The sequence below is a fragment of the Duganella sp. OV510 genome (genome assembly GCF_900100205.1).
Classification (GTDB): domain Bacteria; phylum Pseudomonadota; class Gammaproteobacteria; order Burkholderiales; family Burkholderiaceae_D; genus Rugamonas.
On record NZ_FNEQ01000002.1, the window covers coordinates 55,179 to 72,976 of the forward strand.

13 protein-coding genes are annotated in these 17,798 nt (G+C 61.8%); 7 read left to right on the top strand and 6 right to left on the bottom strand.

The genetic code is table 11. From position 1 onward, the window contains the following. Positions 1-2: 2 nt before the first annotated feature. The gene (locus BLS51_RS07370; RefSeq protein ID WP_090182095.1) at positions 3-3,170 is read right to left on the bottom strand and encodes an error-prone DNA polymerase; all 3,168 of its coding nucleotides are present in this window, start codon (positions 3,168-3,170) and stop codon (positions 3-5) included. A gap of 291 nt (positions 3,171-3,461) precedes the next feature. Here BLS51_RS07370 and BLS51_RS07375 point away from each other — a divergent pair, with 291 nt between their 5' ends. The 7 genes from BLS51_RS07375 (at position 3,462) to BLS51_RS07405 (ending at position 12,376) form a co-directional block, all read left to right on the top strand. Then, entirely contained in the window at positions 3,462-5,843 is a 2,382-nt protein-coding gene (locus tag BLS51_RS07375; protein ID WP_090182093.1) for a TonB-dependent receptor plug domain-containing protein, read from the top strand. Between the two features lie 57 nt (positions 5,844-5,900). Beyond that, positions 5,901-6,326, top strand: a complete 426-nt coding sequence (locus BLS51_RS07380) for a coiled-coil domain-containing protein (protein ID WP_090182089.1) — start codon at positions 5,901-5,903, stop codon at positions 6,324-6,326. 104 nt (positions 6,327-6,430) lie between these two features. Further along, entirely contained in the window at positions 6,431-6,877 is a 447-nt protein-coding gene (locus tag BLS51_RS07385; RefSeq protein WP_229208058.1) for a DUF2844 domain-containing protein, read from the top strand. A 2-nt stretch (positions 6,878-6,879) separates the two neighbouring features. Further along, the gene (locus BLS51_RS07390) at positions 6,880-8,592 is read left to right on the top strand and encodes a DUF3443 domain-containing protein (protein ID WP_090182084.1); all 1,713 of its coding nucleotides are present in this window, start codon (positions 6,880-6,882) and stop codon (positions 8,590-8,592) included. 84 nt (positions 8,593-8,676) lie between these two features. Beyond that, complete coding sequence (locus BLS51_RS07395) at positions 8,677-10,794, top strand: bifunctional 2',3'-cyclic-nucleotide 2'-phosphodiesterase/3'-nucleotidase (RefSeq protein ID WP_090182081.1); 2,118 nt, start codon at positions 8,677-8,679, stop codon at positions 10,792-10,794. 2 nt (positions 10,795-10,796) lie between these two features. Then, positions 10,797-11,522, top strand: coding sequence for a tetratricopeptide repeat protein (locus BLS51_RS07400; RefSeq protein WP_090182078.1), 726 nt, complete (start codon positions 10,797-10,799; stop codon positions 11,520-11,522). A gap of 347 nt (positions 11,523-11,869) precedes the next feature. After that, complete coding sequence (locus BLS51_RS07405; RefSeq protein ID WP_090182075.1) at positions 11,870-12,376, top strand: hemerythrin domain-containing protein; 507 nt, start codon at positions 11,870-11,872, stop codon at positions 12,374-12,376. Between the two features lie 10 nt (positions 12,377-12,386). On the opposite strand, the gene coaD is transcribed toward BLS51_RS07405, so the two are convergent. The 5 genes from coaD to BLS51_RS07430 all read right to left on the bottom strand — a co-directional run bounded on the left by coaD (position 12,387) and on the right by BLS51_RS07430 (position 17,768). Beyond that, on the bottom strand, positions 12,387-13,523 hold the full coding sequence (coaD, locus tag BLS51_RS07410; RefSeq protein WP_090182073.1) for a pantetheine-phosphate adenylyltransferase: 1,137 nt from the start codon (positions 13,521-13,523) through the stop codon (positions 12,387-12,389). A gap of 32 nt (positions 13,524-13,555) precedes the next feature. Continuing rightward, complete coding sequence (locus tag BLS51_RS07415) at positions 13,556-14,932, bottom strand: ATP-binding protein (RefSeq protein ID WP_229208059.1); 1,377 nt, start codon at positions 14,930-14,932, stop codon at positions 13,556-13,558. A gap of 8 nt (positions 14,933-14,940) precedes the next feature. Continuing rightward, entirely contained in the window at positions 14,941-15,600 is a 660-nt protein-coding gene (locus BLS51_RS07420) for a response regulator (RefSeq protein WP_090182067.1), read from the bottom strand. A 48-nt stretch (positions 15,601-15,648) separates the two neighbouring features. Continuing rightward, positions 15,649-17,160: a Do family serine endopeptidase gene (locus BLS51_RS07425; RefSeq protein ID WP_090182065.1), complete on the bottom strand. Its 1,512-nt coding sequence runs from the start codon at positions 17,158-17,160 to the stop codon at positions 15,649-15,651. Between the two features lie 152 nt (positions 17,161-17,312). Then, the gene (locus BLS51_RS07430; protein WP_090182063.1) at positions 17,313-17,768 is read right to left on the bottom strand and encodes an Hsp20 family protein; all 456 of its coding nucleotides are present in this window, start codon (positions 17,766-17,768) and stop codon (positions 17,313-17,315) included. Positions 17,769-17,798 lie beyond the last annotated feature (30 nt).

Below are 17,798 nucleotides of genomic sequence, written 5' to 3' on the forward strand. Positions count from 1 at the left end.
AATCAGCAGAAATCGCGGCTGGTGGTCGGCAGCCTGCCCAGCAGGTGCGACATGTCAACCAGCCGCTTGGCAACCAGATGGCGCACCGTGCCTTCCTGTTGCCATATCCCATACACCCCCAGCAGCGGTGCGCTCAGTACTTCGCGCCGCTGTTGTTCCAGCAGCGCCGGCCAGATGATGACGTTGACGTTGCCGGTTTCATCTTCCAGTGTCATGAAGATCACGCCCTTGGCGGTGCCGGGGCGTTGCCGCACCGTGACCATGCCGCAGGCGCGCGCCAGCATGTTGTTGGCGTACGTGTTGAGCACTTCGGCCGGCATGAAGCGGTGTTTCAGCAGCGTCTCGCGCAGCAGCGCCAGCGGATGGCGGCGCAGGCTCAGGCCGTGCGAGCGGTAATCGCCAAGGATGTCTTCGCCTTCGCTGGGCGCTTGCAGCTGCGGCGTTTCCTCGTCCGGCATGGTGGGCCGCAGCAGATCCTTGTCCGGCACCGCACCGACCGCCTGCCACAGCGCCTGGCGCCGATGGCCGGACAACTGGCGCAACGCATCGCCACCGGCCAGCACCTGCAGCGCATGGCGGTCCAGGTCGGCGCGCCGCGCCAGGTCGGCGACGCTGGCAAAAGGCCCGCTGGCGCGTGCGCGTTCGATCCGCGCCGCCGTCTCGGCGCTCATTCCCTTCAGCATATTCAGCCCGAGCCGCACCGCCGGCTGCCCGCGCTTGCCCGCCGGCCCCTCCAGCGTTGTCTCCCAGCCGCTGATGGTCACGTCGATCTCGCGCACCACCACATCATGCCGCCTGGCATCCTGCACCAGCTGCGACGGGCTGTAAAAGCCCATCGGCTGGCTGTTCAGCAGCGAGCACAGGAAAGCAGCCGGCTCGTGACACTTGATCCACGAGCTGGCATAGCTGAGCAGTGCGAAACTGGCCGAGTGCGATTCGGGAAAACCGTATTCGCCGAAACCTTTGATCTGTTCGAAAATCGCGTGGGCAAACTTCACATCATAGTCCCGCTCAGTCATGCCGTTGATGATGCGATCCCGGTACTTATCAACGCCGCCTTTGCGCTTCCAGGCCGCCATGGCGCGGCGCAACTCATCAGCCTCCCCTTCGGTGAAGCCGGCTGCGATCATGGCAATCTGCATCACCTGCTCCTGAAAAATGGGCACGCCCAACGTGCGTCCCAGCGCCACCTCCAGGCCCTTCGGGCAATCCACTTTCTGCAGCCCCATGCGCCGTTGCAGATACGGATGGACCATGCCACCCTGTATCGGCCCCGGCCGTACAATCGCCACCTCGACAACCAGATCGTAAAACTCCCTGGGGCGCAGCCGGGGCAGCATACTCATCTGCGCGCGCGATTCGATCTGAAACACGCCGATGGTGTCGGCTTCGCAGATCATCTGGTAGGTTGCACGATCTTCGGGCGGAATATCATAAATGCCGATGGTTTTCCCATGCCGCGCACTGACCAGCGCCAGTGCGCGCCGCAAGGCCGACAACATGCCAAGCGCCAGTACATCCACCTTCATCAGGCCCAGCTCTTCAAGATCGTCCTTGTCCCACTGAATGACATGACGCCCTTCCATGGTTGCAGCCTCGACCGGAACCAGCCGGGTCAGTTTTTCGTGCGAAATCACAAAACCGCCAGGATGCTGTGACAGGTGGCGCGGAAAACTCAGCAACGCAATCGCCAGGGCCGCCCATTGCTGTGCCAGTTGCGACGCGGGATCGAGTCCACATTCGGCAAGCCGCTCCACCAGGTCATGTTTGCTGTCGAACCAGCGCTGCGACTTGCAAACTTTTTCGACGATGGCCAGATCAACGCCCAAGGCCTTGCCGCTATCGCGCAGCGCGCTCTTGGGCCGATAGCTGATGACCACGGCGGCCAGTGCAGCACGGTCACGGCCATATTTTTCGTAAATGTATTGAATCACCTCTTCGCGCCGTTGATGCTCGAAATCCACATCAATATCGGGCGGCTCATTACGCTCCCTGGAAATGAATCGCCCCATCAGCAAGGTGCCGCGAGCAGGGTCGACGGCCGTCACACCCAGGCAATAACAGACAGCCGAGTTGGCCGCCGAACCTCGTCCCTGGCACAGAATGCCGTTGAGGCGCGCAAACTTTACGATGTCATATACGGTGAGAAAATAAGACTCGTATTCCAATTCGGCAATCAGCGTCAGCTCCGCCTCGATTTGTGTGCGGACGTTGTCGGGAGCGCCTTGCGGCCAGCGGCGCAATACACCGAGCTCAACTTCCTGCCGCAGATAACTGGCAGGGCTATGGTCGGCCGGGATCATCTCTTTCGGGTAGTGATAACGCAACTCCGTCAGGTTAAACTTGCATCTGAGTGCGATGCTCAGCGTTTCAGCCAAGGCCGCTGGCGGATACAGATTGGCCAATTGCACGCGTGGCCGCAGGTGCTGTTCGGCGTTCTGTGCCAGCGCATAGCCACACTCGGCAACCGGCTTGCCGACGCGGATCGCGGTCAGCGTGTCCTGCATCGGTTTGCGTGAACGCACATGCATGCAGACGTGGCCCACCGCCACCACGCGCATCTGGTGCTGCGAGGCCACCTCGGCAATGCTGATACGATGCGCTTCATCGAAGGAACGCAGCAGCAGGTTAAGTCCCATCCAGACACGGCCGGGAAAAGTTGCCTCCATCCATGCGGCCTGCGCGTGCAACTGATCGACATCCTCGGCACGGTAAGCAGGATATTCAGGCAGTAAGATGAACAGGCAATCCGGCAAGCCTTGCAGATGCGAAAACTCAGGCGGCGGCGAAGCCAGATCGGCCGGCGTCAACAAATAGCTGCCTTTGACGACGCGGTTGCGTCCTATTGTGATCAGCTCACACAGATTGCCGTAGCCATTCCTGTTGCTTGCCAGCGCCACAAAGGACAAGGCTGGACTGCCATCCGGATTGGTGAGCCGGAAATAGCTGCCGATAATTAGCGGCAGCCCGGCTTCCTTGGCTGCGGCGTGAGCACGCACTACGCCGGCCAATGAACATTCATCGGTGATGGCCAATGCGGCATACTCCAGCTGCCGGGCGCGTGCGACCAACTCCTCGGCGCGTGACGCGCCTTGCAGGAACGAGAAATTGGACAAACAAAACAACTCGGCATAGGCCGGCAGACCGGCGGCGGGCATTGGAGCAGTCATAACATATACTGTGTTTTTATACAGTATATTATCAAGTATCAGGATGCAGGTACAGTAACTTCTTTGTTTGGCATGGCGGCCGGTGGCGGCAGAACGCGAACTTCGGACAGAGTTCCGCGCTGAAAGTATTTTAATCGGAGGAAAAACCGAGTTTGCGTAGTGCTACGTAAGGGAAACACGGAGGTGGCGCAGATATACAACACAAAATAATGTGCACACGAAAAATTGCTATCAAATCACTTAGTTGTATATGTAATTTGCATAGAATAAAATTTTTCAGGGAGAGGCCTCGTGCTCAAAACAACAATCCTACGTAAAGCCGTGCTGGCCAGCCTGTACGGCGCCGGCGCACTGGCCGCCATGCCAGCCACCTCTTATGCGCAAAGCGAGATGCAATCGATCAGCGTGGTCGGCTCGCGCCGCGCCACCAGCTCCGCCACCGACACTGTGTCGCCAGTCGATGTGATTCCAATGACCAAGGCTGGCGAATCCGGCGGCCAGTTCGATCTGGCGCAGACGCTGACCTATATTTCCCCATCGTTCAACTCGACCCGCCAAACTGGCTCGGACGGCGCCGACCTGGTCGACTCCGCCGCGCTGCGCGGCCTCGGTTCGGACCAGACGCTGGTGCTGGTCAACGGCAAGCGCCGCCACACCACCGCGCTGGTCAACCTGTTCGGCGCGCGCAACCGCGGCAACACCGGCACCGACATGAACGCCATCCCGATGCTGGCCATCAAGGACGTGCAAGTGCTGCGCGACGGCGCCGCCGCCCAGTACGGCTCCGACGCCATCGCTGGCGTGATGGACATCGGCCTGAAAAAGTCCAAGGGCTGCGAAGCGGTCACCGGCTACAGCCAGTACAGCAAAGGCGACGGCAAGAACTGGCTGGCTTCGGCCTACTGCGGCTTTGATATCGGCAACAACGGCGTGCTGGGCATCACCGGCGAGTACCTGGACCGTGGCCGCTCGAACCGTGCCGAAGCCGGCAATCCGCGCACCATCGGCGACAGCAAAACCGAAAACCAGACCATCTACCTGAACGGCGAGCTGCCAACCACTGGCACCGGCCGCCTGTACTTCACCGCCGGCGCGCAAAAGCGTGACGCCTCGTCCGGCGCCTGGGCGCGCGATGGCATCGGCAGCGACGACATCCCGTCGCGCAACTCGGCCGCCATGTACCCGAACGGCTTCGTGCCCTTCATCAACGCCCGCATCGACGATTACTACGCCATCCTCGGTCACCGCAACCAGATCGGCTTGTGGAATATGGACTTGTCGCAAACCTACGGCAAGAACAAGATGATCTACGACATCAGCAACACGCTGAATGCGTCGATCGCCAACCAGGACTTGCTGGCCGGCGGCAAGGGCATCAGCCCAAGCAGCTTCAATGCCGGCGGTTTCTCGTTTGAACAGCTGACCACCAACCTCGATTTCAACCGCTACTTCGAAGGCGTTGCCGGCCAAGGCCTGAACGTCGCCTTCGGCGGCGAGTACCGTCACGAGAACTACAAGATCTATGCCGGCGAGCTCGGCTCCTATATCGACGCCGATGGTGTCGGCATTGGCGGCAACGCCGGCAGCCAGGGCTTCCCAGGCTTCCAGCCAGCCGACCAGGTGAACGCCAACCGTCACAGCACCGCCGCCTATCTCGACCTGGAGGCGGACCTGACCGACGCCGTCAAGGCACAAGGCGCGGTCCGCTACGAGAAATACAGCGACTTCGGCTCGACCACCACCGGCAAGCTGGCCGGCAGCTGGCGCATGGCGCCGACCGTGCTGTTGCGCGGCTCGGCCTCGACCGGCTTCCGCGCGCCGTCGCTGCAACAGATGTACTTCTCGTCGACCTTTACCGACTTTATTGGCGGCGTGCCGACCGACGTGGTGCTGGCGCCAAACAATAGCGCCGTCACCAACCTGGCCGGCATTCCCAAGCTGACCAAGGAGAAGTCGACCAGCTACACGCTGGGCACGACCTGGACGCCGACGCCATCGCTGTCGCTTACCGCCGACCTGTACCAGATCAAGATCAAAGACCGCATCGTGCTGTCCGGCCGCTTTGACGACAGCAACTATCCGGACCTGGCGACCAAGCTGGCCACGCTGGGCGTCGGCCAGGCACAGTTCTTCGTCAACTCGGTCGACACCAAGACCCGTGGCCTGGACCTGACCGCGTCGCACAAGGCCACGTTTGGCGCCGACAAGCTGAACACCTTCCTGGCGCTCAACGTCAGCAAGACCGAGGTGACCGGCATCCACGCGCCGGCTTCGCTGAAGGGTTATGAGGATGTGCTGTTGTCGGAGAAGGAGCGCCTGTACATCGAGCAAGGTGCACCGCGTTCGAAGGCAACGCTGGGCTTCGACTTCACGCACAATGCCTGGAACACCGACTTCAAGATCATCCACTTCGGTCCGCAAACGCTGGGCACCTACAGCGGCACCGCTGCCGGCGTGGCCAACCAGCACTACGATGCGAAGACCTCGGCTGACCTGGCGTTCACCTACACCATCAACAAGAACATGAAGTTCTCGTTTGGCGGCAACAATATCTTCAACGTCAAGCCAACCACGCAGAATCCGGACGAAACCGACAACGGCTTCAAGTACGAATCGGTACAGTTCGGCCTGAACGGCGCTTCCTACTTTGGCCGTCTGTACGTGAAGTTTTAAGCTGTATCAATTGTGCCCGCTTGACGGGCACAATTGGCGGGGAATACGATCCTGGTTATGGAAACCAGGATCGCAAAACTTGAAGAGTTCGCAGATGACACCAAGCAACGACTGACGAAACTTGAGGAATTCGCCGAAGACGCCAAGCAACGACTGACGAAGCTTGAGGAATTCGCCGAAGACGCCAAGCAACGGCTGACGAAGCTTGAGGAATTCGCTACCGATGCAAAACAGAGACTGGTGCGCCTGGAAGAAAATGTGGCTGTCCTCAACGAGAAGCTCAACGCTTTGCAGGTTGAAATGCGCAAGGGCTTCGCCGGGATGATCAAATGGGTGGTCGGTACAGCCATCGTGCTGGGCGGCACCGGCATTACCGTCATCACCTTTGTGCTTAACAATGCCACGCCAAAGGCGCCGCCGCCTGCGCCATTGCCACCGGTAGTCATCTACACCCAGCCTGCCCCGCCACCGCCGCAGATGTAACGTTTTCTTACATCTCGCTAACTTAACCCAACGTCCGCGCGTTCTACACTTCATTGTCTTTATTTTCGGCAATGGAGTTCCCTATGCGCCGCGCATTCACTTTGATGTTATTACTGTCCCTGCTACAAGGCGCGCTGGCCTGGGCCGCGCTGGGCAGCTCACCTTCCGATTTCGGCGGCAGCGCCACCCAGACCAAAATGGCAACCCGCAGCCTGGCTACAACGACAGCTGCCACCACCTCGGTCTACACCGTCAGCCAATCAACGCTCGACAGCGGCACCATCGTGCGCGAATACATGGACACCAACAACGTGGTATTCGCCGTCAGCTGGAAAGGACCGACGCTGCCCGACCTGCGCACACTGCTCGGCGACAAGTTCGCCGTCATGACCAGCAATGCCGCCAAGCGCCCCAAGGCCGGCCACTCGCAACTGGCGGTTGACCAGTCGGACGTGGTGATCGTCTCCAACGGCCACATGCGCGCCTACGCCGGCCAGGCCTGGATACCCAGCGCGCTGCCAGCCGGCTTCGATACCTCGACCATAGAATAACCATGAAATATATCCAACTGGCAGGCGCCTTGCTGTGCCTGGCGCTGGCGGCATGCGGCGGCGGTTCGGCGTCCGGCAGCAGCAGCAGCACCTCGACCACCGAAGCGATGTCAACGCCAACCTCGGTGGTCAGCATCAGCGCCACGCCAACCGCGACCACCAGTGGACAAGTCATCACGCTGAGCTGGAGCGTCAGCAATCCCACCACCAGCACCTGCACCGCTTCCGGAGCCTGGAGCGGCAGCGTCGCCACCAGCGGCACGCAGGCTGTCACAGCCGGCGATGTGGGCAGCGCCAACTACACGCTCACCTGCGGCAGCGTCAGCAATACCGCAGTGGTCACGGTCAGCACACCGCCACCAACGCCGAGCGTCAGCCTGACGCTGGCGCCGGCCAACATCACCACGGCTCAGACCAGCGTGTTGAGCTGGTCATCAGCCAATGCCAGCAGTTGCACCGCCAGCGGCGCCTGGAGCGGCAGCAAGGCCACCTCGGGCTCAGTGCTCATCACGCCGTCAGCGGTGGGCAGCTTTACCTACAGCATGAGTTGCAGCGGCGATGGCGGCACGGCCAGCGGCAGCGCCGCGCTCAGCGTCACGGCGGCGCTCAGCAACAGCACCGCCATCATCGTCGACAGCGGCCCGAGCGGCGTCAGCGGCGTAATTAACGTGCCGTATGTCAGCGTTACCGTCTGCCGTCCCGGCACCACGGTCTGCCAGACCATCGACCACGTGCTGCTGGACACCGGCTCCTACGGTCTGCGCCTGCTGGCCAGCCAGATGAGTTCGACACTGGCGCTGCCGGCCGTCACCACCGCATCCGGCGCAGACGCAGGCGAGTGCGGCAAGTTCATCAGCGGCTACACCTGGGGCGCGGTGCGCCAGGCCGACGTCAAGATGGCCGATGAAGTGGCTTCCGGCATCTCGATCCAGGTCATCGGCGACACCGGCGCCAGCTATGCCAGCACACCGTCCACCTGCAGCAGCGCCGGCACCAACCTCGGCACGCTGGCGACCATCGGCGCCAAGGGCATCCTTGGCGTCGGCATGTTCAAGCAGGATTGCGGCACGGCGTGTGCCAACGCCGCCATCAGCGGCGTCTACTATGCCTGCGCCAGCGGCAGTTGCAACGCCAGCGCCATGCCGCTGGCAAAACAGATCAGCAACCCGGTGGCCTCCTTCGCCATCAACAACAACGGCCTGATGATGCAGATGCCGGCAGTCAGCACCGCCGGCGCCACCTCGATCAGCGGCACGCTGTACTTCGGCGTCAACACGCAGAGCAACAACACCATCGCCAGCGAAACCATTTTCAAGGCCAACAGCAGCGGCGACTTCACCACCACTTACAAGGGCAAGGCTTACACCGCCAGCTTCATCGACAGCGGCTCGAACGGCTATTTTTTCAGTGACAGCACGATACGCACCTGCTCCGGCGGCGACTTCTACTGCCCGGCATCGACACTGTCGCTGAGCGCCACCAACAGCGCGGCCGACGGCAGCGCCAGCGGCGACGTCAGCTTCAACGTGGTCAACCTGGTTGGCCTGGCCTCGACGGTCACGGCGGCGCAGGTCGGCGGCACGCTCAGCAGCGGCAGCGTATCGTCCAGCACTTACTTCGACTGGGGCATGCCGTTTTTCTACGGCCGCCGCGTGTTTGTGGTGATGGAAAACAATACCGTGGCCGGCAAGGCCGGGCCGTACTGGGCTTACTGATCTTACTGATTGGTAATGTCATGCTGTTGTCACGATCAATAGCTAAAGTCGCAACCTTGAATTTTCCCACTCTTCGAGGTTGCGATGAAATTGAATTTGGTGATGCTGGCGGCCCTGAGCGCTGCCGGCCTGGTAGCATGCGGCGGCGATAACAATCCTGTTGCGGTGACGCCACCAGCCACGCCGGCGATCCCGGAAGGCACCACGGTCACGCTGGCACTGTTGGAAACCACCGACATCCACACCAACGTGATGAGCTACAACTACTACTCGCTGGCCGAAGACACCAGCCTGGGCCTGGAGCGCACCGCCTCGCTGGTCAAGGCCGCCCGCGCCGAGAACCCGAACAACGTCCTGCTGGACGACGGCGACACCATCCAGGGCACGCTGCTGGGCGACCTGCAAGCCGTCACCAAGCCAATTCCCTGCACCGAAACGCTGGCCGTGCACAAGGTCATGAACGCCATGAAATTTGACGGCGGCGGTTTCGGCAACCACGAATTCAACTACGGCCTGCCATTCCTGAGCCAGGTCACCAATACCGATTTCGGCATTCCTGGCGTCAGCAAGCCAAGCGGCACCTGCGGCGCACCAACCTTCCCGATGGTGCTGACCAATGTGACCGGCGTTGCCAGCGGCAAGCCGATTGTGCAGCCGTACACGCTGCTGCCGCGCACCTTCTCGGCGGTGAAACCGGACGGCAGCAAGCTGGATGTCAAACTCAACATCGGCATCATGAGTTTCGTGCCGCCGCAGATCCTGGAATGGGACCAGAAAAATCTGGCCGGCAAGGTTGCCGTCACCGGCGTGCAGGAAGCGGCCAAGCAGTACGTGCCTGAGATGCGCACCAAGGGCGCCGATCTGGTGGTGGCGCTGTCGCACGGCGGCCTCGATCCAAGCACCTACAGCCCGAAAATGGAAAACGGTTCCTACCACCTGACCAGCACCGGCATTGATGCGCTGATGATCGGCCATTCGCACCTGATCTTCCCGAAAGGCAAGGAAGTCGGCGCGGCAGCACTGGATGCGTCGTTTGCTGCGTTCCCAGCCAGCGCCAACATCGACGCCGTCAACGGCTTCGTCAACGGTGTGCCGACCGTAATGGCGCAAAGCTGGGGCCGTCGCCTGGGCATCATCAAGATGACGCTGAGCTACACCGCCGGCAAGTGGGTGGTACAGCCAAGCAAAACCACGGTGGAATCGCGCGGCTTCAAGTACACCGACGGCACCACCAACGTCGCTGCTGACAGCAGCGTCGCCCCGCTGATCGCCACCGAGCACGCCGCCACCATCGCGTTCGCTAAGCAGCCACTGGGCGTCACCACCGACTTCGAGATGTCCTCGTACTTCTCGCTGGCCGGTGACGTGACCGCGATCCAGCTGGTCAACCAGGCGCAGCTGGCGTATGTGAAGAACTTCATCGCCACCAGCACCGATGCCACGCTGGCCAGCTACAAGAACATTCCGGTGATCTCGTGCAGCGCGCCGTTCAAGGCCGGGCGCAACGGGCCTTCGGACTTCACCGATGTGGCGCCAGGCGCCAGCTCCACCGCGCCGATCGGCCTGCAAGTACGCAATCCGGGCGACCTGTACCTGTACTCGAACAACAACCTGCAAGCGGTAAAGATCAAGGGTGCCGACCTGAAGGCCTGGCTGGAAACGGCCGCCAGGCAGTTCGGCCAGATCGATCCGGCCAAGACCACCGAGCAGGATCTGGTGCCATCCTACGGCACCATCTACAACTACGACGTGTTCTACGCCGAAGACAACGCGCTGACCTATCAGATCGACGTCACCAAGCCAGCCGGCAGCCGCATCGTCAACCTGACCTACAAGGGCAAGCCGATTGCCGACGGCGATGACTTCATCGTTGCCACCAACGACTACCGCGCTGGCGGTGGCGGCGCCGTGCCTGGCATCGACGGCAGCAAGACCATCATCAAGTCGCCGGACGCCAACCAGACCGTGGTCAGCAACTACCTGACCGCACAAGGCGCGGCCACCGGCAAGGTCACGCTGACCGGCAACGGCAGCGCGCGCAGCTGGAGCTTCGTCAAGACGACGACAGCTGGCCCGGTGATCCTGCGTTCGGCGCCTGGTCATCTGGCGCTGGCAAAGAGCAGCGGCCTGACGGCGTTGACAGCCGAAGGCGGCCTGGACGCCAGCGGCTTCGCCAAGTACACCATCGACCTGAGCAAATAAACATGCGCGTCCTGATCGCCCTTACGCTGGGTTCGGCATTGTTGACCGGGTGCCAGATTCAGCATGAAAAGCCGACCTCTGCGCAGATCGAAGTCATCGGCATGAAAGCCAAGCAGGAAGCCGACGCGCATGCCGAGCGCAAGCTGATGGCGTGGGCGGAGCAGGACATGCCGGTGGCGCAGCGCGAGCTGGCCATTTTGTACCAGGCCCGCCCGGAGCAGCGCGCCGATGCGCTGAAGCTTTTCGAGCAGGCGGCACGCGGTGGCGATACCGAGGCCCCGTTCCAGCTGGGCGAGATGCTGCGTGTCGGCGTGCTGGGCGTGCCGGCGGCGCCGGCCGCCTCGGCGCCATGGTACGAACAGGCAGCGAAGCACAAGCACGCCAAGGCCGCGCTGGCCTTGGGCCTGCTGTACAAGAACGGCAACGGCGTCAAGCGTGACGACGCCATCGCCGCCCACTGGCTGGCCGCAGCAGCCGAGCTTGGCAACGCGCATGCAATGTTCCTGCTCTCCAACATCTACAACCAAGGCCTGGGCGTGCCGCAAGACCTCGCCAAAGCCCGTGCAATGCTGGAAGAAGCTGCCGAGCACGAGTATCCGCCGGCATTGCAGGAGCTGGCGATGACAGTCGAACTGGGCGACGCCCATAGTCCCAAGGACGCACTGCGCGCCAGCCACCTGATGAAGGAAGCCAGCGAACACCGCCGCAATAACTGGAATCGATTTTAACTTGGCGCAAAGTCAGCAACTCCCACGGAGCTAGGATGAATATCATCGTGGGAGAAAATCATGGATGAGTTTACCCAACAAGAGCGCAAAGCAGACTTGCTTAGACTAGCAAATGAGCGCTTTGAGAATTTTCTAAAGACCCAGCAGTCCATCCCTTGGGCAGCAGCCAGTTTGTACCTTGAGCTCCGCGCAAGTGCCACGTTTCCCCCACGCCCCCAACCTCATAAATTTGTTCCCTGATCATGGCTCGCATCGAACTACCTTGCGTGGTCCGGCGCACAGACCGCTGGAGGGTAGGCTTTTAGACTGGGCTGGTAGTCCCTTCATTAGCCACGCAAGGAGCCGATATGAGAACCACGTCCCATTCGTCGGGCAAGATGCCCAAGCCGATACCGACCGAAAGCCAGCCAGCAGATGCGATTTCGCTGTTGATCGAAGATCACGAGAACGTCAAGTCGATGTTTGAGCAGTTCGAGGAACTAGGCGACCGCGCCCACGTCAGCAAGCACAAGCTCGCACTGCAAATCTGCGAGGAACTGACCAAGCACACCATGATCGAGGAAGAAATCTTCTATCCGGCCGTGCGTAAAGTCCTCAAGGAAGACGACCTGATGGATGAAGCGATCGTCGAGCACGCCTCGGCCAAGGATTTGATCGCCCAGATCCAGTCGATGGAACCAACCGACGACCTGTTCGATGCCAAGGTCAAGGTGCTGTCGGAAATGATCGAGCACCACGTCGAAGAAGAAGAAACCGAGATGTTCCCGAAAGTCCGCAAAACCAAGCTGGACCTGGAAGAGTTGGGCGAAGCCATGTCCGCCCGCAAGGAACAAATCCAGCTGCCACCAGTGTAAACCGGGGAATTTACAGGCGCGCCATCTCGCGCTGCATATTGTCGATGGCGCGTTCGTTGTATTGTTCGGCGAAGTAATCGTTGCCGAACAGCTGTCCCGCCTGCGCCTTGCGGCACAGATGCGCCAGCGCCCCGCTGCGCTGCTTGCGGTACTCGTCATCCGGCAGGTGGATGTATTCCTGCCGGATCGCGCGCGCATAGTTCTGGTAGACCTCGTCATCCTGGCCGAGGATTGCCAGGTCCACGCTCAACAGCACATCCTTCAGCCGGTGCGTGATCGACGCGCCCTGGAAATGATCGGTGGCGCGTATCAACTCGGCCGCATCGCCCATTTCCTGCCCCAGATGACTGCCCATCCACAGCTGTGCGCTGGCCTCCTCATTGCTCAGCGCCGATTCGCCACCGAAACCATACTCGGCGTCATGGAACCAGAACGCCTGCTTGATGATGTCCACATCCGCCGGGTCCGGCCGCGTGTTGGCCGCCCACACACGGATCTCGCACAGGCCGTGCACCAGGTGATCGAGGTTGTGGTAGTAGCGCGCAGCGCCGCCATAGCACGACGGCCCGGTCAGCTTGGCGAACCAGTCGTCGGCATGGGCGATGGCGGTGGCGTCGCGGTGCACGTAATCCCACAGCGTTTCCCATTCCTTGCGCAGCCAGCTCAGCACCCAGGCGTGATAGCCCGGCCCCGGCACGAATTTCTTCATGATCCAGTTCCAGCCGATCGGCCCTTCCAGCGCTTTGACAAACGACGAGCTGACCGAACCCAGGTCGCGCGGCGGCATGACGAACACCGTCTTCGCGCCTTGCAGCACGTCGACATTGGTTTGCTGGATCAGATTCTCGTAATCGAAATCGGCGGTGGTGCGGATGCCGCGGATCAGGCAATGCACGCCCTGCTTCTTGGCCGCGCGCGCCGTGTAGTCGCCGCGCACGATCACCACCGACACATTGTCCCAGCCCTGCTCGGCGCAGCTGAGCGCGATGATGCTTTTGCGCTCCTCGGCGGTGAACTTGGGCTTCTTGGCGGGATTTTCAGAAAGAAAGACCACCACCTCGTCCGCCAGCGAACGGGCTTCGTTGATCACCCACATGTGACCGTTGGTGATCGGGTCCAAAGTTCCCGAAAAGCCGATTTTCTTCATGCGCCACTCCAGCACCGTATAAAAACGGCATTTTAGACCGGAGTGGGCTTGCCAGTCTCAGGAAAATCAACCTTGACTTTCAGACCACCCAGGCGTTCCGACTGGTCCAGCGACAATGTGGCGTTGTGGCGCTCGGCCACCGACTGCACGATCGCCATGCCCAGACCACTACCGCCAGCAGGGCTTCCGGGCACGCGGTAGAAGCGGCTGAACACCCGTTCGCGCTCCTCGGCGGGGATGCCGGGACCGGAATCCTCGACGCTCAGCACGATGCGTGGCTTGGCGTTTTTTGTGGCGGCCACGCTACGCCGCAGGTCAATATCCACCGTGCCGCCGGCCGGCGTGTACTTGATGGCGTTGTCGACCAGGTTGCGCAGCAGGATCAGCAAGGCATCCTGCTGGCCGGCCACCACCACGTCGTCGGCGTGATACAGGCCAAGGTCGATCTGGCGCGCCTGCGCCAGTCCGTTCATATCCCCCAGCACGCGCTTGACGATCTCGCCCAGGTTGACCGGCTCCAGCTTGATTTCCTCGCTGCCGCCTTCCTGCCGCGCCAGCATCAGCAATTGCTCGACCAGCCGCGTGGCGCGCTCGATGCCGGCCGACACGCGCGACACCGCCACCTTGCGCGCCGCCTCGTCCTGCGCCCGTTCCAGGCTCAGCACCTGCAATTTCAGCGCCGCCAGCGGCGTGCGCAGCTCGTGCGCGGCATCAGCCACAAAGTGCTGCTGCGCCTGGAAGGCTGTCCGCACGCGGACAAACAGCAGGTTCAGCTCCTGCACCAGCGGCAGCACCTCGTCGGGCAAATCGTTTTCCGACACCGGCGACAAATCCTCCGCCTGGCGCGCCGCCACCTGCCGCTTGACGCGCGACACAGGCGCCAGCGAACCGGACACCACCCACCACACCACCAGCATCAGCACCGGCGCCATCACGGCGATCGGGCCGACCGTGCGCAAGGCCAGCGTTCCGGCCATGCGCTGCCGCACCGCCATGTCCTGCGCGATTTGCACCGTCTGGTTGGACGTCTGCACCGAGAACACCCGGTAGGTGGTGTTGTTGACACGGACGTTGGAGAAGCCCAGCACCGCCCGTTGCGGCAGCGCCGCGCGCGACAGCGAACGGAACACTTGCGCGCCGTCCGGCGTCCACACCTGCACCACCAGGTCGTCGTTTTCAGGATCGGCAGCCGTGTCGGCCGCCTTGTTGGTCAGCGTGGCGCTGGAACGCAGCGACATCGCCATCTGCTGCATGTGGTAATCGAAAATCTGGTCGGCGTCGCTCAAGGCACTGCGGTAGGCGATCAGCGCCTGCGCGATGGCCGCCATGATGATGGCTGCCAGCAGGAACCACAGCAGGCGGCCGCGCAAGGAGTGCGTCACCACCGGCACGCGCGGCAGTGGCGGCATCCTCACTTTCATAGTTTGGGCACCATGTAGCCGAGGCCGCGCACGTTCTGGATCAGCTCGGCGCCGAGTTTCTTGCGCAGGCCGTGGATGTAGACTTCCACCGCATTGCTGTTGACTTCGTCCTTCCAGCTGTACAGCTTTTCTTCCAGCTGGTGGCGCGACAGCACAATGCCCGGACGGGCGATCAGTGCCTCCAGCACCGCCCATTCACGCGCCGACAGGCTGACCGGCTTGCCGTCGGCGATCACTTCGCGGGTTTGCGGATTGACGGTGACATTGCCATGCTCGAACACCGGCTCGGCGCGGCCGGCCGAACGGCGCAGCAGCGCGCGGATGCGGGCCAGCAGCTCGTCCAGGTCGTAGGGTTTGAGGACGTAATCGTCGGCGCCGGCGTCGAGGCCGGCGATGCGCTGCTCCTTGGCGTCGCGCGCGGTGGCGATCAGCACTGGCGTCAGCTCCTTGCGCAGGCGCATCGAGCGCAGCACTTCCAGGCCATCCTTGCGCGGCAGGCCCAGGTCCAGCAGCACCAGGTCATAGGTCTGGGTTTGCAAGGCGGTATCGGCCATGTCGCCGTCCTTGACCCAATCGACCGCGTAGTGCTCGGCCCGCAACAGGTCGAGCACCACTTCGCCGATCATTGTGTCGTCTTCTACCAGCAGAAGTCGCATATTGTTGTTTCCTTTCTGTTTTTGTTGAGCGTTCTGCCAGCCCGAGGTTTATCCCAGGCGGACCGGGATAAAGATTTTATCGTCGCCGCGCTGGATCAGCAATGCCACCGACTTGGACGACTTGCCGACCACCTCGCGCACCTGGTCGATACTGTTGACCGGGCGACCATTTACCGACAGTAACACATCACCCGGCTGCACACCGGCGTTGGCTGCCGCGCCGCCCGCATCCTGGATCAGCAGGCCGTTCGGGATGCCGGATTCCTGCCGTTCGGCCGGATTCAGCGGACGCAGCGCCAGGCCCAGGCGCAGCTTGGCACTGGCCGGGTCGGCCGACTGGGCGTCCGCCTGCGCGGCCACCTTGTCATTCGCGTTGCCCAGCGTGGCGACGATCTGCACCGGCTTGCCCTGGCGCCATACGTCCAGCGTGATTTTCTCGCCCGGCGTCGACAGGCCCACCACCGACGGCAGGTCGACCGAGCTGACGATCTTCTGGCCGTTCAGCGAACGGATCACGTCGCCGGCTTTCAGGCCGGCCTTGTCGGCCGGGCCGCCGCGCTCGACGTTGGAAATCAGCGCGCCTTCCGGCGTGGCCAGGTTGAAGGAATCGGCAAAGCCCTGGTTCACTTCCTGTACCGTCACGCCCAGCTTGGCGTGCACCACCTTGCCGGTGGCAACGATCTGGTTCTTGATCTTGTTCGCCACATCAATCGGGATGGCGAACGACAAGCCCTGGTAGCCGCCGGTCTGGCTGTAGATCTGCGAGTTGATGCCGACCACTTCGCCACGCGTGTTGAACAGCGGGCCGCCGGAGTTACCCGGATTGACCGCCACGTCGGTCTGGATGAACGGCACATTACCATCCGGCAGCGAGCGGCCCTTGGCGCTGACCACGCCGGCGGTCACAGTATTGTCGAGGCCGTATGGTGAACCGATCGCCAGCACCCATTCGCCTACTTTCAGGTCGTTGCTCTTGGCCAGTGGCACCACCGGCAGGTCCTTGGCGTCGATCTTCAGCACGGCGACGTCGCTTTGCGGGTCGGAACCCAGCACCTTGGCGCGGAATTCGCGGCGGTCGGTCAGCTTGACCACCACCTCGCTGGCGTCACGCACCACGTGGGCATTGGTCAGGATGATGCCGTCCGAACTGATGATGAAGCCCGAGCCCAGCCCATGGCTTGGCGCCTGGCGCTGCTGGCCGCGTTGCTGACCCTGGAATCGGCGGAAGAATTCATAGAAGGGATCGTCGGCAAACGGATCGTTGCGGCCCTGCGGGCCATCGCCATCGTAAGCGGTCTTGGTGCTGCCGGTGACATTGATGTTGACCACCGCAGGGCCATTGTGGGCGACGATGACGCTGAAGTCCGGCAGGGAAATGGACGGCGCTGCAACAGCTGCCGGCGCTGGCGCGGCGGCAACCGCCGGGGCAACCATGGCAACGGTAGGCGTGTTGGCGGCGGCCACGGCGGCGTTCTGCTTGACAGCGACTGCACCGCCGACACCGACCACGCCCAGTACGGCGACAGCGATGGCAGCACGCTTGAGAGTAGTGTTGGACATAACGGTTCTCCTATTGGATGAAGACTTTAGATGTATCTAATATGAGCCTAAAAACTTAGGCGCTGCTTAGAAAATCCTGGCCGAAATATCTTGTTACAACGCAAAACTGGCCGGATAAACCGGCCAGTTGCAAAGACTACATCAAAGCTGGATCAAGCGACTTGACGCTGCTCCAGGGCGGTGACGTTGTCGCCGCCGTCGATGACGATTTTACGTGGTTTCAGCGCTTCAGGAATCTCACGCACCAGTTCGATGGTCAGCATGCCGTTGTCGAAGCTGGCGCCGGTCACTTTGACGTGGTTGGCCAGCTGGAAGCGCTGTTCGAAGTCACGGGCGGCGATGCCTCGGTGCAGGAAGGTACGCTCGGTGGTGTCCTTCTGCTTGCGGCCAATCACGGTCAGCGAATCACGCTCGAAGGTGATGTCGATTTCCGCACGGCTGAAGCCTGCCAGCGCCATCACGATGCGGTATTGGTCATCCGATACCAGCTCGATGTTGTAGGGAGGATAGCTAGGGGTGTCGTTGCGCTGGGCGTCGTTGAGCATTTGTGCCAGACGATCAAAGCCGATAGCCGAACGATACAGTGGGGTCAGGTCAAAATTACGCATGGTAGATATCCTTTTCAGTTTAAGCGATAT

Excerpts from the sequence above, each read along its gene's own strand:
- BLS51_RS07370 (WP_090182095.1), bottom strand. The coding sequence starts at position 3,170 with ATGACTGCTCCAATGCCCGCCGCCGGTCTGCCGGCCTATGCCGAGTTG.
- BLS51_RS07380 (WP_090182089.1), top strand. The coding sequence starts at position 5,901 with ATGGAAACCAGGATCGCAAAACTTGAAGAGTTCGCAGATGACACCAAG.
- BLS51_RS07385 (WP_229208058.1), top strand. The coding sequence starts at position 6,431 with ATGTTATTACTGTCCCTGCTACAAGGCGCGCTGGCCTGGGCCGCGCTG.
- BLS51_RS07390 (WP_090182084.1), top strand. The coding sequence starts at position 6,880 with ATGAAATATATCCAACTGGCAGGCGCCTTGCTGTGCCTGGCGCTGGCG.
- BLS51_RS07395 (WP_090182081.1), top strand. The coding sequence starts at position 8,677 with ATGAAATTGAATTTGGTGATGCTGGCGGCCCTGAGCGCTGCCGGCCTG.
- BLS51_RS07400 (WP_090182078.1), top strand. The coding sequence starts at position 10,797 with ATGCGCGTCCTGATCGCCCTTACGCTGGGTTCGGCATTGTTGACCGGG.
- BLS51_RS07405 (WP_090182075.1), top strand. The coding sequence starts at position 11,870 with ATGAGAACCACGTCCCATTCGTCGGGCAAGATGCCCAAGCCGATACCG.
- coaD (WP_090182073.1), bottom strand. The coding sequence starts at position 13,523 with ATGAAGAAAATCGGCTTTTCGGGAACTTTGGACCCGATCACCAACGGT.
- BLS51_RS07415 (WP_229208059.1), bottom strand. The coding sequence starts at position 14,932 with ATGCCGCCACTGCCGCGCGTGCCGGTGGTGACGCACTCCTTGCGCGGC.
- BLS51_RS07420 (WP_090182067.1), bottom strand. The coding sequence starts at position 15,600 with ATGCGACTTCTGCTGGTAGAAGACGACACAATGATCGGCGAAGTGGTG.
- BLS51_RS07425 (WP_090182065.1), bottom strand. The coding sequence starts at position 17,160 with ATGTCCAACACTACTCTCAAGCGTGCTGCCATCGCTGTCGCCGTACTG.
- BLS51_RS07430 (WP_090182063.1), bottom strand. The coding sequence starts at position 17,768 with ATGCGTAATTTTGACCTGACCCCACTGTATCGTTCGGCTATCGGCTTT.